Annotated in this window: 20 protein-coding genes; all 20 read left to right on the top strand. The window is 51.6% G+C overall.

Annotated features, from left to right (window positions below; all coding sequences use genetic code 11):
* Positions 1-113: 113 nt before the first annotated feature.
* The 20 genes from IVG45_RS17820 to IVG45_RS17725 all read left to right on the top strand — a co-directional run bounded on the left by IVG45_RS17820 (position 114) and on the right by IVG45_RS17725 (position 19,815).
* The gene (locus tag IVG45_RS17820; protein ID WP_196435127.1) at positions 114-704 is read left to right on the top strand and encodes a hypothetical protein; all 591 of its coding nucleotides are present in this window, start codon (positions 114-116) and stop codon (positions 702-704) included.
* Positions 705-720: 16 nt separating this feature from the next.
* Positions 721-1,590 carry a dCTP deaminase domain-containing protein gene (locus IVG45_RS17815; protein ID WP_196435126.1) on the top strand — a complete coding sequence of 290 codons (870 nt, stop codon included), beginning with the start codon at positions 721-723 and terminating at the stop codon, positions 1,588-1,590.
* Entirely contained in the window at positions 1,587-2,579 is a 993-nt protein-coding gene (locus IVG45_RS17810) for a nucleotide kinase domain-containing protein (RefSeq protein ID WP_196435125.1), read from the top strand. Before IVG45_RS17815 ends, IVG45_RS17810 begins: the two co-directional genes overlap by 4 nt.
* 285 nt (positions 2,580-2,864) lie before the next feature.
* On the top strand, positions 2,865-4,199 hold the full coding sequence (locus IVG45_RS17805) for an alanine/glycine:cation symporter family protein (RefSeq protein ID WP_196435124.1): 1,335 nt from the start codon (positions 2,865-2,867) through the stop codon (positions 4,197-4,199).
* 310 nt (positions 4,200-4,509) lie between these two features.
* Positions 4,510-5,592: a histidinol-phosphate transaminase gene (hisC, locus tag IVG45_RS17800; protein WP_196435123.1), complete on the top strand. Its 1,083-nt coding sequence runs from the start codon at positions 4,510-4,512 to the stop codon at positions 5,590-5,592.
* A 152-nt stretch (positions 5,593-5,744) separates the two neighbouring features.
* Positions 5,745-6,344 carry a ubiquinol-cytochrome c reductase iron-sulfur subunit gene (gene petA, locus IVG45_RS17795; protein WP_196435122.1) on the top strand — a complete coding sequence of 200 codons (600 nt, stop codon included), beginning with the start codon at positions 5,745-5,747 and terminating at the stop codon, positions 6,342-6,344.
* Positions 6,341-7,738, top strand: a complete 1,398-nt coding sequence (locus tag IVG45_RS17790) for a cytochrome b (RefSeq protein WP_230874637.1) — start codon at positions 6,341-6,343, stop codon at positions 7,736-7,738. The genes petA and IVG45_RS17790 overlap by 4 nt, the downstream gene beginning before the upstream one ends.
* 3 nt (positions 7,739-7,741) lie before the next feature.
* Positions 7,742-8,461, top strand: coding sequence for a cytochrome c1 (locus tag IVG45_RS17785; protein WP_196435120.1), 720 nt, complete (start codon positions 7,742-7,744; stop codon positions 8,459-8,461).
* A gap of 204 nt (positions 8,462-8,665) precedes the next feature.
* Entirely contained in the window at positions 8,666-9,241 is a 576-nt protein-coding gene (locus IVG45_RS17780) for a glutathione S-transferase N-terminal domain-containing protein (RefSeq protein ID WP_230874636.1), read from the top strand.
* The gene (locus IVG45_RS17775) at positions 9,238-9,621 is read left to right on the top strand and encodes a ClpXP protease specificity-enhancing factor (RefSeq protein WP_196435118.1); all 384 of its coding nucleotides are present in this window, start codon (positions 9,238-9,240) and stop codon (positions 9,619-9,621) included. The genes IVG45_RS17780 and IVG45_RS17775 overlap by 4 nt, the downstream gene beginning before the upstream one ends.
* A 113-nt stretch (positions 9,622-9,734) precedes the next feature.
* A complete protein-coding gene (locus tag IVG45_RS17770; RefSeq protein WP_196435117.1) occupies positions 9,735-10,112 on the top strand; it encodes a 4a-hydroxytetrahydrobiopterin dehydratase in 378 nt (125 codons plus the stop codon).
* A gap of 10 nt (positions 10,113-10,122) precedes the next feature.
* Positions 10,123-11,382: a formylmethanofuran dehydrogenase subunit B gene (locus IVG45_RS17765; protein WP_196435116.1), complete on the top strand. Its 1,260-nt coding sequence runs from the start codon at positions 10,123-10,125 to the stop codon at positions 11,380-11,382.
* Between the two features lie 9 nt (positions 11,383-11,391).
* Positions 11,392-13,056, top strand: coding sequence for a formylmethanofuran dehydrogenase subunit A (locus IVG45_RS17760; protein ID WP_196435115.1), 1,665 nt, complete (start codon positions 11,392-11,394; stop codon positions 13,054-13,056).
* Positions 13,053-13,949, top strand: coding sequence for a formylmethanofuran--tetrahydromethanopterin N-formyltransferase (fhcD, locus tag IVG45_RS17755; RefSeq protein WP_196435114.1), 897 nt, complete (start codon positions 13,053-13,055; stop codon positions 13,947-13,949). Before IVG45_RS17760 ends, fhcD begins: the two co-directional genes overlap by 4 nt.
* Positions 13,946-14,758: a formylmethanofuran dehydrogenase subunit C gene (locus tag IVG45_RS17750; protein ID WP_196435113.1), complete on the top strand. Its 813-nt coding sequence runs from the start codon at positions 13,946-13,948 to the stop codon at positions 14,756-14,758. Before fhcD ends, IVG45_RS17750 begins: the two co-directional genes overlap by 4 nt.
* Before the next feature lie 59 nt (positions 14,759-14,817).
* On the top strand, positions 14,818-15,672 hold the full coding sequence (locus tag IVG45_RS17745; protein ID WP_196435112.1) for a radical SAM protein: 855 nt from the start codon (positions 14,818-14,820) through the stop codon (positions 15,670-15,672).
* A gap of 11 nt (positions 15,673-15,683) precedes the next feature.
* Positions 15,684-16,112 (top strand): hypothetical protein, encoded by a 429-nt coding sequence (locus IVG45_RS17740; protein WP_196435111.1) that lies wholly within the window; start codon positions 15,684-15,686, stop codon positions 16,110-16,112.
* Positions 16,113-16,465: 353 nt separating this feature from the next.
* Positions 16,466-17,863: a cytochrome ubiquinol oxidase subunit I gene (locus IVG45_RS17735; RefSeq protein WP_196435110.1), complete on the top strand. Its 1,398-nt coding sequence runs from the start codon at positions 16,466-16,468 to the stop codon at positions 17,861-17,863.
* Complete coding sequence (gene cydB, locus IVG45_RS17730) at positions 17,860-18,993, top strand: cytochrome d ubiquinol oxidase subunit II (protein ID WP_196435109.1); 1,134 nt, start codon at positions 17,860-17,862, stop codon at positions 18,991-18,993. Before IVG45_RS17735 ends, cydB begins: the two co-directional genes overlap by 4 nt.
* Before the next feature lie 243 nt (positions 18,994-19,236).
* Positions 19,237-19,815 (top strand): DUF502 domain-containing protein, encoded by a 579-nt coding sequence (locus IVG45_RS17725; protein ID WP_196435108.1) that lies wholly within the window; start codon positions 19,237-19,239, stop codon positions 19,813-19,815.
* Positions 19,816-19,830: the final 15 nt, after the last annotated feature.

The raw sequence follows: 19,830 nt of genomic DNA, 5'->3' as shown, positions 1-19,830 counted from the left end.
CTTTAGGAGGATGAACAGGGATATCGCAGAAGATTGAGCGGTCTATGAATGCGGCAAGGTGGCTAACAGTCATTCCTTCAATGAAATATTTAAGAACTAATGGGTCGCACATCATGAATGGCATCATCGAACAACTGTTTAAGCTGCAAACAGCACAGCTAGATCATGACGAGTTGTTTCATAAAGAAATTACTCGACTCAATGTCCATCAGCGCATAAATCATATGGCACTTCATTTTGCCAAATACTCTGGCAGTATTTGCGACTGCCTATTTAACGGACCCAATGAAACAACTCTAAAAAAGAACATCATTGATTCGTTCATTATTTCAACAACCTGCGCCAATACTTTGAACATCCGCATTTCAGACAAATTGACTACCGAGATGTTGGATGGAGCTACTGGCTTTTTTGAGCTAGGTGGAAATATTGCCGCTCAATTGGAAATTAACACGGAAGATTCTTTGTGGTTGGCAAAAAATTATCCTGTTACCGTTGGCAAGCTTGCAAAGGCATGCGAATCGGTCGACCATCTGGAGCCTTACGCCTATAGAGAATTGATTACTGACAATGTCATCAGAATTTGTTTTCTGATGTTAATAGCAGCCTCCGTCTATAAAATTGACTTGGTATCCGAAGTTCCTTCGCGGCTGAATGGCGTAAAAAAGAAATCGATTTTTTTTGATCACTACATGAATCACTGAACTCAGGGACGTTAGGATGACGTTTTGGAGTAGTCAAAAGCTTAATTCAGAATTACCTTCGCTTATAGCGCCCTTTGATCCCACTCAGGTAAAAGAAGCCTCATATACTCTTAAGATAGGGGATGAGGTATTTGTTACCAACGATCATAGAAACTCAAACGCCCTTCAAACAAGAACCAGGCTTTCACCAAGTCAGGATTTTGTAATACCGCCTGGCCAGTTTGCATTTTTATTAACTGAGGAAGTTGTAGAAGTACCTGCTTATGCAATTGCTTTTATCTCCATAAAGGCGAAGTACAAATATAAAGGCCTAGTTAATATATCTGGTTTTCATGTTGACCCAGGCTTTAAGGGTAAATTGTTGTTTACTATTTATAATGCGGGTCCAACCCCGATGCATCTTAATCGAGGGCTGCGATTTTTCGTAATATGGTTTGCGGGCCTTGATCAAACAGACAACAAGCCCAGAGAACCTCAGTCATCCCCTGAGAATATCAATATCCCTATCGATGTTTTAAATCAGATATCAACAGAGGAAATATATTCGTTACAAGCTCTAACAAGCGAATTTCGTAACATAGATTCAATCGTTTCCAAAAAGATAACAGAGATTGATGACGCAAAGCAAAAAGCTGAAAAAGCAGTTTCTGTTATTGGTTGGGTTTGGAAGGGAATTGTTGCATTGTTTTTAGTCATAGTATTTCCAGTAGCATTCTTCTTCGGAAATTCCATAATAAGCATTACAAAATTTGCAATAGAGCAGCATGAATTTTTTACGGGATTTGTTGAATATAAAAAAGAGCTTGATCAATTAATTGAACATCATAAGAAAGCCAATCAAAACACGGAACATAAGCAGGAAGCTAGCAACAATAGGCCTAAATGAAAGAAAGCAAAATTTATGACCTATATTGGAAATTTGCAGCAGAACGCCAAAATATTTTTTATAAGCGCCTAGCAGGCGAAAGCAATAATTTAACCGCCGATCCAATTTTATCTAAATATCGTTTCACTAACGCTTATCGCGCTTCCGATAGAGTTAGCCAATACCTTATCCAGCACGTCATATACACCGGGAGCCAACCTCCAAAAGAGATTTTCTTTAGGACGCTGCTATTTCGTTTTTTTAACCGCATTTCCACATGGGAAAATCTTAGTAACGTTTTAAAGGATACCATCAGCTTTGCCAATTACGATTTTCGTCTATACGACGAAATTTTGAGCAACCTGATCGACAGTAAAAATAAAATTTACTCTGCGGCATACATTATGCCATCCGGCATCAGAGAATTTGGTTTCCCGCGCAAACATCAAAACAATTTAAAGCTTCTTGAATATATGATGCGGGACAATGTCCCGGAACGAGTAGCCGAGGCGAAAAATCTAAAGACTGTCTTTGATATTTTAAAAAGCTATCCGACATTAGGCGACTTTTTAGCCTATCAGTACACCATCGATCTTGCCTATAGCAATCTTGACTGCGGCCAAGAAAGCGATTTTGTCGTACCGGGGCCCGGCGCATTGCGAGGAATAACAAAATGTTTCGGCGACACCGGAAAATTAACACCCAGCGAAATCATTCGCTACGTTGCAGAACGCCAGCACGAAGAATTTTCTATCCGAGGCATCGAGTTTAAAGATTTATTCGGCCGGCCATTACAATTAATCGATTGCCAGAATTTGTTTTGCGAAATTGATAAATACGCTAGGGCCTATGATCCGGAATTAACCGTAGGCGGAAGAACTAGAATCAAACAAAAATTCTCTTTAAATAGCCAAGAATTAAAGATGTTTTACCCTCCAAAATGGGGGATAAATAATCAAATTCCTGAAAAATATTACTCACCAACAAGGCCGACAGGCATTCCGTCCTAAGAGCTTTGAAAATATCAGACGATTTCGAGTTTCGTAGCGGGGCTTTCCCGTTTGCACTTCGGAGCGCAGGATTCAAGCGGCATCCGGGGCGCCTTTTCTTTGGATACTTTCTTTTGGCGACGCAAAGTAAAGTATCTCGGTAGTCGGTCCAAGAACTGACTTCAAAACATCCGTCGCGATACCGGCACCCAAAAAAGCCATTCCTGTTACATGAGTTGGATTAATATTCAACCTGTTGTGTAAAACCATCCACTACTCTTTTCAATCACTTCCGGAGCTCACCCCATGCAAGCCATCGAAACACTAGTCGCCACATTGTCCGGATGGGTGTGGGGGCCGCCGATGTTGGCGTTATTGGTCGGCACGGGCTTGTATATGACCGTATTGTTGCGAGGCTTGCAATTTCGCGCGCTGCCCTTGGCGTTTCGGCTGATCCTACATAAAGACCACGGCCACGCCGGCGACATCAGCCATTTTGCCGCGTTGATGACCGCATTGGCGGCGACGGTCGGCATCGGCAACATCGTCGGCGTGGCCACGGCGATCACGCTCGGCGGACCGGGCGCGGTGTTCTGGATGTGGATGACGGGCTTGGTCGGCATGGTGACCAAATATTCCGAAGCGGTGCTGGCGGTCAAATACCGGGAAAAAGGCGAGCACGGCATGCGCGGCGGGCCTATGTATTATCTGGCCAAGGGCGCGAACCTGCCCAAGCTCGGCTGGCTGTTCGCACTGTTCACCGCGTTGGCGACTTTCGGCATCGGCAACATGACCCAGGCCAATTCCACCGCCAAAATTTTCGAGGCCACTTTCGCCGTCGAACCGTGGGTCACCGGCCTAGTATTGATGACGCTGACCGCGCTGGTGATTTTGGGCGGCATCCGTTCGATCGGCAAATTCACCTCGGTGTTGGTGCCGTTCATGATTCTGGGTTATGTCGGCTCAGCGCTGACGGTGCTGGTGCTGAACGCCGCCGAAATCCCGGCCGCATTCGGACTGATCTTCGGCCACGCTTTTTCTCCGGCCGCGGCCAGCGGCGGCTTTGCCGGTGCCGGTGTCGCCGCGGCGATGCGCTTCGGCATAGCGCGCGGCGTATTCTCCAACGAATCGGGCCTCGGCTCCGCGCCGATTGCCGCCGCTGCCGCGCGCACTCACGACCCGGTCAAGCAGGCGCTGGTCAGCATGACCCAAACCTTCATCGATACGCTGCTGGTCTGCACCATGACCGCGCTGGTGATTCTGACCGCCGATTCCTGGACCCACGGCGTCGCCGCCGGCCAATTGACCAGCGCCAGCTTTGCCGAAACCTTGGGTGTCTCCGGCGAAATATTGGTCGCCGTGGCCACCTCGCTATTTGCCTATTCCACCTTGATCGGCTGGAACTATTACGGCGAAAAGGCCATCGAGTATTTGTTCGGCGCCCGCGCCATCCGCATCTACCGCATCGCCTTTATCGCCACGGTGATCGTCGGCGCGATGATGGAGTTGGAGTTCGTCTGGAACTTCTCCGACCTGATGAACGGCATGATGGCGCTGCCCAACTTGATTGGGCTGTTGATGCTGTCGAAAGTCGTCAAGGAAGAGACTGATCGCTATTTCAGTACCCATGGTTCCAATTAGCATGCTGTAATCAGGTCCACAAAGACTAATGCAAAACTAAAGCCGAAACCTGGGAGCCGGAAATAGACAAAATAACTTCTCAAGGCTTTAGCTTTGCCAGCCTAATACCATGATGTTAGAATCCCGCCACCGACGCTCGCATTGCCGCGAGCGATTCGCGTCAACGTGGACGCAAGATGGCAGGTTTACAAGGTTATGCTTTCGTCCTCCGCTTTGTTAAAAATCCGCCGATTTTTTGTCCCACGACAGCCCAAGTTTGATTGGGCCGACAACAGACGCCGTTTATTTCCAATTCCGCCGATTTACCAACATGCCCAACCAAGCGCTTACATCCTTGTTTCGCCCTGAAATTCTCGCCATGTCGGCTTATCACGTCGCCGATGCCAACAATTTCATCAAACTCGACGCCATGGAAAATCCCTATAATTGGCCGGAAGAGCTACAACAAGTCTGGCTGGAGCAATTAAAATCCTGTCCGCTGAATCGCTACCCGGACCCGGAAGCTAAAGATTTGGCTGCCGCGCTGCGACTGACCAATGGCATACCCGAACAATCGGATTTATTACTAGGCAACGGCTCGGATGAAATCATCCAGATTTTAATGATGGCGTTGCCGAACAATGCCGCCGTGCTGGCACCGGAACCGGGGTTTGTGATGTACAAACAAATCGCCCGCAGCCTGGGATTGCGTTACCAGGGAGTGCCCTTGTCGGACGACGGCTTCGAACTGGACCTGCCGGCGATGCTGGCCTCGATCGAACGTTTGCGGCCGTCACTGATTTTTCTGGCCTACCCGAACAATCCCACCGGCAATTTGTTCGATGTTAATGCCATCGAAGCTATACTGGCCGCTGCTCCGGGCCTGGTGGTGGTCGATGAGGCTTATGCGCCGTTTGCCGACGCCAGTTTTATCGATCAGCTGCCCCATCGACCCAATTTACTGGTGATGCGCACCGTGTCCAAACTAGGGCTGGCCGGTTTGCGCCTGGGCTTTCTTGCCGGCGATAAAGCCATATTGGAACAACTCGACAAAGTGCGTCTGCCTTATAACATCAACTGCCTGACCCAACTGACGGCCGAATTTGCATTGAAGCACCAACAATTCCTATTGGAACAAACCCAAACCATCCGCCAACAACGAGCCGAAGTATTCAACGCGCTCAGTGCGATAGACAGTCTCAAAACCTATCCCAGTTCGGCGAATTTCATTTTATTCAAAACCCTCGATAGACCGGCAAGTGCTGTATTTGCCTCATTGAAGCAACAAGGCATATTGATCAAAAACCTTTCGCCTCAGGGCGGCCCGTTGGACAACTGCCTGCGTGTAACGATAGGCAAGCCGGAAGAAAACCGGGCATTCCTAGACGCTTTGCATCATGCGCTGACCGAATAGCCCCAAACCCGCAAAACCTTACCCCTCGTTGTTTTGCTGCATTTCAGCCGCAATAACACTTTCAATAATCAAGGCCAGTAAGGTATATTTGCGGAAAACTATAATAATTGGTGTATCGCGATATACATCATCTCGCAACAGGAGTGTCACTTATGAACCATGAAGGCGTCGATACCTCAAAACGCCAGTTTCTAACCTCGGCTCTGTCGGTGGTTGGAGCCGTCGGGGCGGGTTACCTGGCCGTCCCATTTCTTTCCCAGATGCAACCCAGTGCCAAGGCCATGGCTGCCGGAGCCCCTGTTGAAGTCGATCTCAGCAAAATGGAGCCAGGCCAGTTGATTCGCGCCGCCTGGCGCGGCAAGCCGGTCTGGGTGCTCAACCGCACCCCCGAAGTCATCAATACCTTGTCCACTCTGGATAGTAAGCTGGCCGACCCATTATCCAACGAGTCTATTCAGCCCGAATATAGTAAAAATGCCTTGCGCTCGATCAAACCGGAAATTTTCGTCGCGGTCGGCCTTTGCACCCATTTAGGCTGCTCGCCGACCTTCCGCCCGGAAATCGCGCCTAGCGATCTGGGTAGCGATTGGAAAGGCGGATTCTTCTGCCCCTGCCATGGCTCCTGGTTCGACCTGGCCGGCCGGGTCTATCGTGGCGTCCCCGCGCCCACCAATCTCGAGGTTCCGCCTTACCGTTATGTAAAGGACACCTTGATCATTATTGGCGAAGACACCGAGGCAACTACTGTATGAAACAAAGAATGAATCAATGCAGCGAATGGCTGCTGGGCCGTTTCCCTATCTCCGATTTGTGGAACGAGCACATGGCGCATTACTACGCGCCAAAAAACTTTAACATCTGGTACTTTTTCGGCTCCCTAGCCTTGTTCGTACTGGTCAACCAGTTCATCACCGGCATTTTGCTGACCATGAACTACAAACCCGACGCCAAATTGGCCTTCGATTCGGTCGAATACATCATGCGCGACGTCAACTGGGGCTGGCTGGTGCGCTACATGCATTCCACCGGCGCCTCGGCCTTTTTCATCGTGGTCTATCTGCACATGTTCCGCGGCCTGATCTACGGTTCGTTCAAGCAACCGCGCGAGCTGATTTGGATTTTCGGCATGCTGATTTTCGTCTGCCTGATGGCCGAAGCCTTCATGGGCTATCTGTTGCCTTGGGGCCAGATGTCTTACTGGGGCGCGCAAGTCATCATCTCGCTGTTCAGCGCAATACCCGTGGTGGGCGACGAGTTGTCCTTGTGGGTACGTGGCGACTATGTAGTCTCCGATGCAACCTTGAACAGATTTTTTGCCTTCCACGTCATCGCCGTGCCGCTGGTGTTGCTGATTTTGGTATTCCTGCACATCGTCGCGCTGCATGAAGTCGGCTCCAACAATCCCGACGGCATCGAAATCAAGGACAACGTCAATTGGCAGGGCAGACCGCTGGACGGCATTCCTTTCCATCCTTATTACACCGTAAAAGACATCGTCGGCGTCGGCGTATTCATGTTCTTCTTTGCCGCGGTGATTTTTTACATGCCGGAATTGGGCGGCTATTTCCTCGAGCACGCCAACTTCATCCCGGCCGATCCTCTGAAAACACCCGAGCATATCGCGCCGGTCTGGTATTTCACCCCTTTCTACGCCATCCTGCGCGCGGTTCCGGATAAGTTTGCCGGCGTAATCGCGATGGGTGGCGCCATCGTCGTGCTGTTCATGCTGCCTTGGCTGGATCGTAGCAAGGTCAAATCCATCCGTTACCGTGGCGGCATTTTCAAAAAAGCCGTACTGCTGTTCGTCATCGCCTTTATCGGCTTGGGCTATTTGGGCACTCAACCCGCCACGCCCGGCGCAACCACCGTGGCCAGGATATTAACCGCGGTTTACTTCGGCTTCTTCCTGCTGATGCCGCTGTATACCCGCTGGGAAAAAACCAAACCTCTGCCCGAGCGCTTAACCGAGCAGCCAACCCTGGAAGATCGAATCCCGGCCGTGAAGGCGTTGATTGACGAGGTCGTCAGCGTCGAAACCACTCCGGGCATGATGGGAGCCACCGTTGTCAAAAGAAGGCCGAATTATTCAGGCATCTCAGCCGTATTGATTCGTTTTGCAAAAAACTTGAAAAAGAGCCTGGATTAAGCCATGAAAAAAGTTCTCTACACTCTTTTATTTTTGCTGCCTTTCACTGTCAGCGCTAGCAGCGGCGCCAAACTGGAATCAGCCGACATCGATCTAACCGACAGCGCGTCATTAGAGCGCGGCGCGCACCATTACGTGACCTATTGTCTGGGCTGCCACTCGGCCAAGCACATCCGTTATAAACGTATTGCGCTCGACTTGCATCTGGATGAAGCGGAGATCCTGAAAAACGTCGCGCCGCTGGGCGCCGGCATTTATGACCAGATGCATTCGGCGATGAACGGCCACGACGCGGAAAAATGGTTCGGTACCACGCCGCCGGATTTATCCTTGATCGCCCGTTCGCGCGGGGCCGACTGGTTGTACAGTTACCTGAAGGGTTTCTATACCGAAAAAGGCAAACCGACCGGCGTCAATAATGCGATATTTAAGGATGTGGCGATGCCGAATGTGTTTTGGCAACTACAAGGCACGCAGACCGCCATCACCAAAACCATTGACGGTCAGGAGGTCATTACCGAGCTGAAACTGGAAGAACCAGGCCAGTTATCACCGCAGGAATTCGACCGCTTGGTTAACGACCTGGTTAACTTCCTGGTTTATGTTGGCGAGCCCGTGCAACTGGAAAGACAGCAAATGGGTAAATATGTGCTGTTCTTTATCCTGATGTTCATCATCCTGGCCTACCTGCTTAAAAAAGAATACTGGAAGGACGTACACTAACCACCTCTCAAGCGGGATGCCATCCGGCGTCCCGCCCTTTGCCCAGACTGTTTTCGGCTACTCTAGCCACCCCCCCAAATCCCTAATCAACCATGATACAATTCGCCCCGTTTTGAACTCTGTTTATTAAAGAGGTTATTCTTCGTGGCAAACATCACCAGCCGAAAATCCGCAATGATTCTGTTCACTTCCGCGAACTGTATTATGAGTCACTGTGCCCGCCTCGTTGTTCATGAAAAAGGCGTTCCAGCTGATATCGAATACTTCGATCCGAACGATCCGCCGGAAGATCTTGTGGAGCTCAATCCCAACGGCAACTCGCCTACTTTTGTGGAACGAGATTTGGTGTTATACGATGCCCGTATCATCATGGAATATCTGGACGAACGCTTCCCGCACCCGGCCCTGCATCAGATGGACCCGGTTTCTCGCGCCAATGCCCGGATGCTGATCAAACGCATAGACCAAGACTGGTACCCCTTGCTGGAGGAAGTCCAGATACACGGCGACAAAAAAGCCGCCAAAGCCAAGAAAATGCTGAAGGAAAGCCTGATGGCCGCCGCGCCGGTATTCGAATCCACCCCCTATTTCATGAGCGAGGAATATTCATTAATCGACTGCGTGATGGCGCCTTTTTTATGGCGGCTGCCTAGTATCGGCATCGACATCACCGGCCTCGGCAAAGGCATTACCGCTTATGCCAATCGCCTGTTCTCTCGCAAGGCGTTTCAGGACAGCCTGAGCCGCGAAGAAAAAGAATTGATGCCCTCAAGCAAATGACACCACTTAAGCCCTATTTGATCCGCTCGATTTACGAATGGATCACCGATAACAATCTCACCCCCCATCTCTTGGTCAATGCCGAATTCCCAGGCGTCAACTTGCCGACCGAGTTTGTTGAAAATGGCCGCATTGTGCTGAATATTCGACCCGAAGCCATTCAAGGCTTGGTGCTGGGCAATGATGAAATTCAATTCAACGCCCGTTTCTCCGGCAAACCCATGCGCATCAATGCGCCTACCCAAGCCATCCTGGCGATTTACGCCAAGGAAAACGGCAGGGGCATGGTATTCGATCCGGAAGAAATCGACGACGACACCCCGCCGCCCGAACCCGAAAACAAGCCGCCACAAAGACCCCAACTGAGAGTCGTCAAGTAGAGTCGCCGCAAATGCCGGACAATCCATATCAATCCCCGGCCGAGCCAGGCGTTGCAGACACCGGCAAAACTGTGCGATAGAATGCGACGTTACTCATTTGCGGGGAAAAGGCCATGACTCACGATATTCAAACCGCCATGTCCGAAGCCGAAATCATCAGCAGACTCGGCACGGAATTACCACACTGGTATTACGAAAACGGCTGGATACGCCGAAAATTCAAGACCAGCGGCTGGAAAGCCACGTTAATGGTGGTCAATACCGTCGGCCATCTGGCTGAAAAAGCCTGGCATCATCCGGATTTAACCGTTTCCTATGCGTTTGTGATCGTGAAACTGGTCACCCATGCCGCCAAGGGCGTGACCGAAAAAGATTTCGCCTTGGCAAAAAAAATCGAAGACGTGGTGATGTGGGATGCCGCAACCACGTCCAACGGCGTCTTTGAAGGCACGCCGGACGATCCGCGTTTCAAATACATCAAACAAGACTGAGGACAGCAACATGACTGAAATCACTGAGATACCCAGCCCGTTCTGCGGTATCGGCACCGACGACCTAGCGATACAAGTCGACGGTGTGAGCCTAAAAGTAAGCACCAATGGTTGCGCCATTAATACCCCGGCTTTTGAACAGCCGATCGCCGATACCAACCCCAGAGTCAGCGGTCAAGCGGCCAGCCTGGACGCCGCCGTAGCCAAAGCCGCGCAATTGTTGCGCGATACCAGCCAACCGGTAATCGGCGGTTGCGCCACCGACGTCAACGGCATGCGAGCCCTGCTGGCCCTGGCCGATAAAACCGGCGCGGTGGTCGATAACATTAATTTCCCGGCCGCCCGCCGCAATCTACTGGCCTTGCAGGATTCGGGTTGGATGAACACCACGCTAGCCGAACTGAAAAATCGCTGCGATCTGCTGCTGATCGTCGGTGCCGATTTGGAGGCTTTCGCGCCGCGCTTCTTCGAGCGTTATCTGTGGAACCAGGAAGCCATGTTTCTGGACGACACCGCCAACCGCGAAATCATTTACTTGGGCAAGGCACCCTCCGGCAACGCATCGACTTCTCCGTCCGGACGCCAGGCGACCGTGCATTGTTGCTCGGACTCCGATTTGCCGGACGTTACCGCCGCATTATCCGCCTTAATCAAAGGCCGTTTGCTGCAAGCGCAAAGCGTCGCCGGCATCGCCATCAGTGATCTGCAAGCCATCGCCGATAAACTGAAAGCCGCCCGTTATAGCGTAGTGCTGTGGGGCGCGGCAGCCTTGTCTTACGACCATGCGGAACTAACAGTGCAGGCCATCTGCAACATCGTCCGCGACATCAATCTGCAAGACACGCGCTGCTCCGGTTTTCCTTTGGGTGGCAAGGAAGGCGACCAAACCGCCAACCAGGTTTGCGGCTGGACCACCGGCTATCCGGCGCGCGTCAATTTCGCCCGAGGTTATCCCGAGTACGATCCGTTCCTGTACGACAGCCAAGCCATGGTCAACAATGGCGAAGCCGATGCCTTGCTTTGGGTACAAGCCTTCAATAGCAACGCTCGGCCGCAAAAATCCGACTTGCCGACCATCGTCGTCGGCCGTTCCGGCATGAAATTCGATAAGGAACCCGACGTCTTCATTCCGGTCGGCACCCCCGGCATCGATCATCCGGGCCACGCTTACCGTCTGGATAATGTGGTGGCCATCCGCCTGAAAAAACTGCGCGACTCCGGCCTGCCCAGCACCGCCGAAGTATTGTCCGCCATCGAACAAGCTCTTTAGGATCAAAACATGCTGATAAAACTCACAGGTGGAACCGTTTACGATCCGGCCAGCGGCATCGACGGTCAGCAACAAGACATTTACATCCGGGATGGCCGCATCGTCGCCCCCCCGACGGACGGCGCACCGGTCGACCGGGAATACGATTTGCGCGGCAAGGTAGTGATGTCCGGCGCCATCGACATGCACACCCACATCGGCGGCGGCAAGGGCAATATCGCCCGCACCCTGCTGCCGGAAGACCACCGCATGGACCCGGTGCCCCGCACCCACATCACTCGCTCCGGCAACGGCCACGCCATGCCTAGCACCTATGTCGCCGGCTACCGTTACGCCGAGATGGGCTACACCGCCGGTTTCGAGCCCGCGGTATTGCCGATCAACGCCCGCCAAGCCCACATGGAAATGGGCGACATGCCGATTCTGGATAAGGGCGGCTATGTATTGATGGGCAGCGACGATTTCCTGCTGCGCATGATGACAGCCAACAAGGACCAGAAAGCCATCAACGATTACGTGGCCTGGACCCTGCAAGCGGCGAAAGGCATAGGCATCAAGGTCGTTAACGCCGGCGGCATCAACGCCTTCAAATTTAACCAGCGCAAACTGGATCTGGACGAGCAAAACGCCTATTACAACGTCACGCCGCGTCAAATCCTGCAAACCCTGGCCCGCGCGGTCCAGGAAATCGGACTGACTCACCCGCTGCACGTGCATGGCTGTAACCTGGGGGTACCCGGCAACGTCGACACCACCTTGAACACGATTCAAGGAGTCGAAGGCTTGCCGATGCACTTAACCCATATCCAGTTCCATAGCTACGGCACCGAAGGCGATTTCAAATTCTCCTCCGGCGCCGCGCAAATTGCCGAAGCGATCAACAGTAACCCCAACATCACCGCCGACGTCGGCCAGATCTTGTTCGGACAAACCGTTACCGCCTCCGGCGACAACATGCGCCAACATGCCAACCACCGCTTCGCCAGCCCCAACAAATGGGTGTGCATGGACATCGAATGCGATGCCGGCTGTGGCGTGGTGCCGTTTAAATACAAGGACCAGAACTTCGTCAACGCCTTGCAATGGGCCATTGGTTTGGAAATTTTCCTGCTGGTCGAAGATCCGTGGCGAATATTCCTGACCACCGACCACCCCAACGGCGCGCCGTTCACCAGCTATCCGCATTTGATCCGTCTGCTGATGGACAGAAGCTTCCGCAACGACATGCTGGCGACTATTCACCCGGAAGCGCAGAAGATGACCACACTGGCATCCATCGAACGCGAATACAGCTTCAACGAAATCGCCATCATGACCCGCGCCGGCGCGGCCCGCATCATAGGCTTGAAAGACAGAGGCGCGCTGAGTGCCGGCAACTGGGCCGACATCACCGTCTACACCGAAAATGCCGATAGACAGGCGATGTTCACCAAACCGGATTACGTGTTCAAGGACGGCGAACTGGTGGTCAAAGACGGCCAAGTCGTCAAAGTCACCTGGGGAACCACCCACATCGTCAAGCCGGAATACGATTTGTCTATCGAAAATGACCTCAAGCCGTATTTCGACAAATACCTGACTATGAAACTCGGCAACTTTAAAATCAGCGACGACGAAATTAGCGAAGACGGACGCGGCAGTTTGACGGCGCATCCACTAAGAGGTGCAGCATGATCATTAACGGCGTAACCATAGACCAAACCTTTGCCGAAGCCTTCCCGATGAAGGCCACGCGAGCCATCATCACCGCCCAGAACGAGAAATGGGCGATGATTTCCGCGCAAGCCATGACCGGCTTTGCCACTTCCGTGATTGCCTGCGGCTGCGAAGCGGGCATAGAACGGGTGTTGAGCCCGGAGGAAACCCCGGACGGACGCCCCGGCGTGGCTATCATGATTTACGCCATGGGAGGCAAGGGTCTGGCCAAACAACTGGAAACCCGCGCCGGCCAATGCGTGTTGACCTCGCCAACCTCGGCGCTGTTCGCCGGCATCGAAGGCGGCAAACCGATTCCATTGGGCAAAAACCTGCGCTACTTCGGCGACGGCTTCCAGGTGGCTAAGAAAATCGGCGGCAAGCGCTACTGGCGGGTGCCGGTGATGGACGGCGAGTTTCTAACCGAAGCCACCACCGGCATGGTGGATGCAGTCGGCGGCGGCAACTTCCTGGTCTTGGCCGAATCGCAACCCCAAGCCCTGGCGGCCTGCGAAGCAGCCATTGAAGAGATGCGTAAAATACCCAACGTCATCATGCCCTTCCCCGGCGGCGTGGTGCGTTCCGGCTCCAAGGTCGGCTCCAAATATCCGGCGCTGGGCGCATCGACCAACGACGCCTTCTGCCCGACCTTGAAAGGCATGACCAAAACCGACTTGTCGCCGGAAATCGAATCGGTGATGGAGATCGTCATCGACGGTTTATCCAAGGAAGACATCGACAAGGCGATGCGGGTCGGCATTCAAGCCGTGTGCGACTTGGGCGCCGCCAACGGCATCAAACGCATCAGCGCCGGCAATTACGGCGGCAAACTGGGACCGTTTCACTTTCATCTGCAGGAGATCATGGCATGAGCGCGTTAACCTTTACCCTGAAACAGCCCACTGCTCAGCGCGTCGATATGTCGCCACTGGTATGCCAAAAGCTGCAAGGTTTGGATGTTGATGCCATCGCCGCCATCGAACTACAAAACGGCAAGCGTAAACTGCGCGTCGACGAATTGTTTTATATCACCGGCAAGAACACCCAGGAAATCATTATCGCCAACGCTACCGCTAAACTGGATTTCATCGGCAAGGAAATGGATGGCGGCAGCATCAGCGTGCAAGGCGATGCCGGAGCCTATCTAGGCATGCAAATGAAATCCGGCTGTATTTGTGTAACCGGCGATGCCGGCTTATACGCAGCCTGCGAAATGAAAAACGGCCTTCTGCAGATCGACGGCAACGCAGGCGACTTCCTCGGCGGCGCCTTGCCCGGCAACAAGCAGGGTATGAAAGGCGGCATCGTACTGGTGAAAGGCAACGTCGGCCAGCGCGCCGGCGACCACATGCGCCGAGGTCAGATTTTAATCGAAGGCAATGCCGGCGATTATTGCGGCTCACGTATGGTGGCCGGCACCATCGCCGTGATGGGCAACACCGGCCGTTATCTCGGCTATGCCATGCGGCGCGGCACCTTGCTGTTGTGGAACCCGCCGCAATTGTCCGCCACTTTCAACGACTGCGGCTCACATACCCTGGCGTTTTTGCCGCTGCTGTTTGCCTCGTTCAAATCACTGAATTCGCGCTTTGCCGACAGCAGCGCGGCATTTAACCGGGTGCAACGTTATGGCGGCGACATGGCGGAGACTGGACGCGGTGAAGTATTAGTCAAAATCTAACGCTCACCCCTCTCCAAACTGGGGCAACCGCCCCAGTTTCCATTGGCCCCAGGCCTTAAATGACGCAAAAACTATCAACCACCAACCATGATCGCCACGTCGCGGGATTGAAATACGTTTACCCTGTCATATCCCGCAGGGCGGGCGGGCTGTCGATAGGTGTCAACTTCAACCCCAACAACGCCTGCAATTGGCGCTGTATTTATTGCCAAGTGCCGGATTTGCAACGCGGCAATGCACCGGATATGGATTTCGAATTGCTGGCGGAGGAATTAGGTTTTTTCTTGGATTATGTCCAGCATGGTGATTTCTTCGAACAATTTAATCTGGATGTCGACCAACGAGTCATCAAGGATATTGCCATTTCCGGCAATGGCGAGCCAACCAGCCTGAAGGATTTTGACAAGGCCGTGAAATTAATCGGGGACATTGCCACGGAAGCCGGTATATTTCCGGCCGGAAAGTTTGTATTGATCAGCAATGGCAGTTTGTTGCATCAACCGGCCGTGCAAAAGGGTTTAGTTGAATTGCATCGCCATGGGGGCGAGCTGTGGTTTAAGCTCGACAGCGCCACGGTCGAAGGCCGAAAACTGATCAACAACACCGGCCAAAACCAGCAAAAGCTGCTGCAAAATCTAAAAATCGCCAGCCGGTTATGCACAACCAAATTGCAAACCTGCATGTTGCATTACCGGGATCAAGTCTGGTCGAATGCTGAAAAGCAGGCGTATTTAGAACTTTTGCGGGAAGCGCGCAAGCAAGAGATTAAGTTGCAGAAAGTCATGCTGTATAGCCTAGCCCGGCAATCATTTCAGCCGGAGGCCGATGAATTGGCAAAAGTCAGTCTTGATGAAATGAATTCATTTGCGGCCGACATCCAAGCATTAGGCTATGATGTCGGCGTTAGCATATAGGGTTTCGGCGATTGCTCGAATCCGTCCGGATTGACAAAATCGATCACCCAAAATTAAAGCCATGCTTTTGGCAATTTGAACGTCGCCAGGCTTTGCAATATTATCATCCCCGCACCTGTTCTAATTTTAGAAAAGGCATCGGACCTCACCGTTTCTGGTCATTAAAACTGGGGTTAAATATGAAACATAATTTGTTTGAAGTAATGGGGCGAGAGTATCCATACGCCTTGCAACAAAAATATCCACATGTTTTAAATAAAATCATAGAGCTCTGGAATCAACCCGAGATAGACCACTATTTCACAACGCTTCTACTTGACACCAGGGGCGGGGAACGCAAAGGCTTTGATGACGATGCCTTTAAAGATATTACCCATCTTTATGAATTTCGGGAGTCTGAATATTTACGCGAAGCAGAAAATAAATCCGGCTCTCACTAACAGCTGTTAAACAAGCTAGAAGCAGGGATTATCAACTAACCTAAACATTCTTTCCTGGAAATATTGACTAAGGCTTTTCAAGCCTCATGCAGGCACTTGATTAAGATTGCTTACTTTTTATGCACAATATTAACGAAATATCATGATAGCTAAAAGAACAAGTCTTTTGGCTTTAATTTATCCGAATAATTAACAGCCTGCTCATTGAGTTTGATACTCTGTGAAGCATATTGAACTGGACACGGATTCAGCTCAATAGGACCTTCAACGGCCGCACCGGGCATAAAAACCATCGCTATCCTCCCGAAAAATCTATAATTGCGGGTTTTCGTAACGCAGACCAAGAGGCAGGAATGATTTCCGAAACCGTTGTCGAATTATCGCGCTGGCAGTTTGCGATAACTGCGATGCTGCATTTTTTGTTCATCCCGCTAACGCTTGGATTAGCCTTGCCGCTGGCGTTGACGGAATCGGCTTTCGTCTTCACGGGAAAGCCGATTTACCAAACCATGGCCCGGTTCTGGGGGCGGATTTTCGCGATAAATTTTACCTTGGCGGTTGCCACACGGTTAGTGGTTGTATTGCAGTTTGGCTTGAATGGTTCGTATTTTTCGCATTATGTCGGCGATATATTCGCGTTACCTTTGGCGATAGAAGCGTTGACCGGTTTTTTCCTGGCTGCCGCTCTGTTTGGGCCGTATTGGTTCGGCTGGAATAAGCTGGGCAAATATCGGCATCTGCTATTAACTTGGTTAATCGCGCTGGCTGTGAATGTATCGGCTTATTGGATTTTGGTGGCCAATGGATGGATGCAAAACCCGCTGGCGGCCGAGTTCAACTATCAGTCCTACCGAATGGAATTGACCGATTTTAACTTACTGCTGACTAATCCGGCCGTACTTACAAAATACCTGCATACCGTCGCCGGCAGCTATGCCACCGCTGCCGGTACGCTGATGGCGATCAGTGCTTACTATTTACGAAAACGGCAGGACGATCAATTAGCTAGACTTAGTTTTAGGCTGGCCGCGGGTCTGGGTTTAGTCGCGATAACGGTTACAGTCTGGTTGGGAGACGATACGCCGAACTTAAACCATCCGGTGCAACAGGCCAAACGCGCAGCCATTCATGCCGAAATCGATAAAAGTCCGTTGCCAGGGATCGAAACCCGTATCCGCAGCGGTATCACGGCTTATACACGGCTGCAGGAGCTCCGCGATGACAATAAAGATCCGCAGGTATTGTCGGAATTTGTCCAACATAAAGCCGATTTGGGTTACGCCTTATTGGTAACCCCTTGGAATAAAAAAATTGTTGACGTCAAGGACAAACAAATCAGCATGGCCGCCCAATCGGCTTTGCCGGCGCATCCCTCCTTGTTGTTTGGGAGTTATCGTTTGATGATCGCCTGCGGTATTTTCAGTCTGATATTGTTTGTGTTGGCGGTTGCCAGCGAATTTTCCAATAAACCACTGCCTACCTGGATGCTGTCGCTGAGTGTTTACATGGCCCCCTTGCCCTGGCTGGCCAACATTTGCGGCTGGTTTGTGGCCGAAGCCGGCATACAGCCATGGGCCGTGGCCGGAGTTTTGCCAACATTTGTCGGCGTGTCGTCGCTGTCTACCACGCAATTGATCATCAGCAGCGCCGCTTTGGTATTGGTTTATATCGTATTGTTGGGCGCGGGGCTGTTTTTGATGCGCCAAGCCATACTCAATCGCCGTATCAGCGCCAAGGGAGTGGAACAATGACATTCGATCTGGAATCTTTGCGGCTGATATGGTGGGCCATACTCGGTGCGGTGATGCTGGGGCTTGCACTCTCCGAAGGTCTGACGCTGGGAGTAATGTTGTTGTTGCCGATATTGGGGGAAACCAATCAGGACAAACAAAGTCTGCTCCATAGTATCGCTCCAACCAGTCTGGGTAATTTGGCCTGGCTGGTGGCCATGGTGGCGATCGTGTTTGCCGCTTGGCCGATTGCTTATGCGGTAGCGATGTCCAGCTTTTATCTGCTTTTGCTACTGGTGTTGCTGAGCATTTTATTGCGGCCGCTGGCCTTGTATTTTCTGGATGCCCATGACAACGTCCGATGGCGGCAATATGGCTACAAAGTACTGGCGGCTAGCGGCATGTTGCCGGCGGCACTATTGGGGCTATTGGTGGGTAATTTGTTAAAAGGTATTCCATTTCATCTGGACAGCGATATGCGGATACTATTTTTGGGGGACTTTGCCGGATTGTTCAATCTGTTTTCGCTGCTGATTGCCATCGCCTGTCTGGCATTGTTGGCGATGCATGGCGCTGTGTTTTTACAGTTGAAAACAGTAGGCTCGCTTCAACAGCAGGCGCAAGCCATGACTTTGCGCGCCGGCGTGGCTTTCTTGATTTTGTTTGTCGCGGCCGGGATGTGGATTACCCACCTGGAAGGCTATCACATCACCTCGGACATATTCCCCAACGCGCGCTCCAATCCACTGGCGAAATTCGTCAAACGCGGCGAAGGATTGTGGCTGGATAATTACGAACATCTGCCCATGCTGTGGAGCATTCCGATTTTAACCATTATCGGAGGCGGAGCTGCCGTATGGTTGGCGTATATGGGTAAGGCTTACCGGGCCATGATCGCCAGTTCAATCTGTGTCGGTATGGCCGTATTAACCTTCGGCATCTCGATGTTTCCGTTTTTACTGCCATCCAATATCTCACTGAACAGTTCCTTGACGATCTGGGATAGCAGTGCCAGCCAGTTGGCCTTGCAGACCTTGCTAGGCGTGGCGGCCTTCGCGCTACCGTTGATAATGATTTATTGCCGCTGGGTGTTTCGGCTGTTTGCCGATAAAACCGGTTGTTATACCCCAGAGAACAACGAGAGCCGATAAAGCCCAAGGGATTAGAGCGCCTCGAGCCATCTGGTGAACAACGACTCTTAGCTCTATATCATCGACCGGAGGCCGATGGCTAGGTTTGACCTTATTAAGTTGTTTGTCCGAAAGCGTCGAGCGATTCTGAGCGATCCGTCGGACTCCAGTTGACGCGTTAAGATTGATTTTTCAGTAAACATGCCGCACTCTTTAGCGCTTAATTTTTTACTTCCATCAACAAAAACTAAAAAGGAAAATCGCATGAAAAAATTGCTCAATTACACGCTGATCGGGATTTTGGCGTTGATTCCGGTGGTGGTCATTTTACAAATCATTCTGTTTGTTAAAGACCGCTTTGGCGATCTGTTTCAATTTGTTTACGGTTACTCGGATAACTATTTTGTGACGTTTTTGCTGTTTGGCGTCAGTTTTACCTTGATTACCTTTATCGGGCACCGGGTCAGCTTGGGCCGCTTTTCCATCATCGCCGGTTTTGAAAATCTGATCGAACGCATTCCGTTGTTAAGCACCATTTACCGGGTCACTAAAAAACTGGTGCACATGATTGCCGGCCATGAGCTGAAGGAACCGCGCGAAGTGGTCTATGTTGAGTACCCCAAGGAAGGCCTATGGGTGCCGGCCTATGTTACCAATAAGGTGGAAGACCGATATATCCTATTTGTGCCGACATCGCCTAATCCAACCTCCGGTTTCGCGGTCATCGTGCATGAATCGAAAATTATTAAGTCGGACATGAGTATCGAGCAAGTCACCAGCTTCATCATCAGCGTCGGCGCCGATTACGAGAAGCTCTCCGAGGCGACACAACTGCCGAAGTAACCTTAAGATATATGG

Origin of the sequence: Methylomonas sp. LL1, assembly GCF_015711015.1 — a bacterium.
GTDB lineage: Bacteria > Pseudomonadota > Gammaproteobacteria > Methylococcales > Methylomonadaceae > Methylomonas.
The sequence above is the reverse complement of the archived record's forward strand: the minus strand, read 5'-3'. Positions and strand labels throughout refer to the sequence as shown.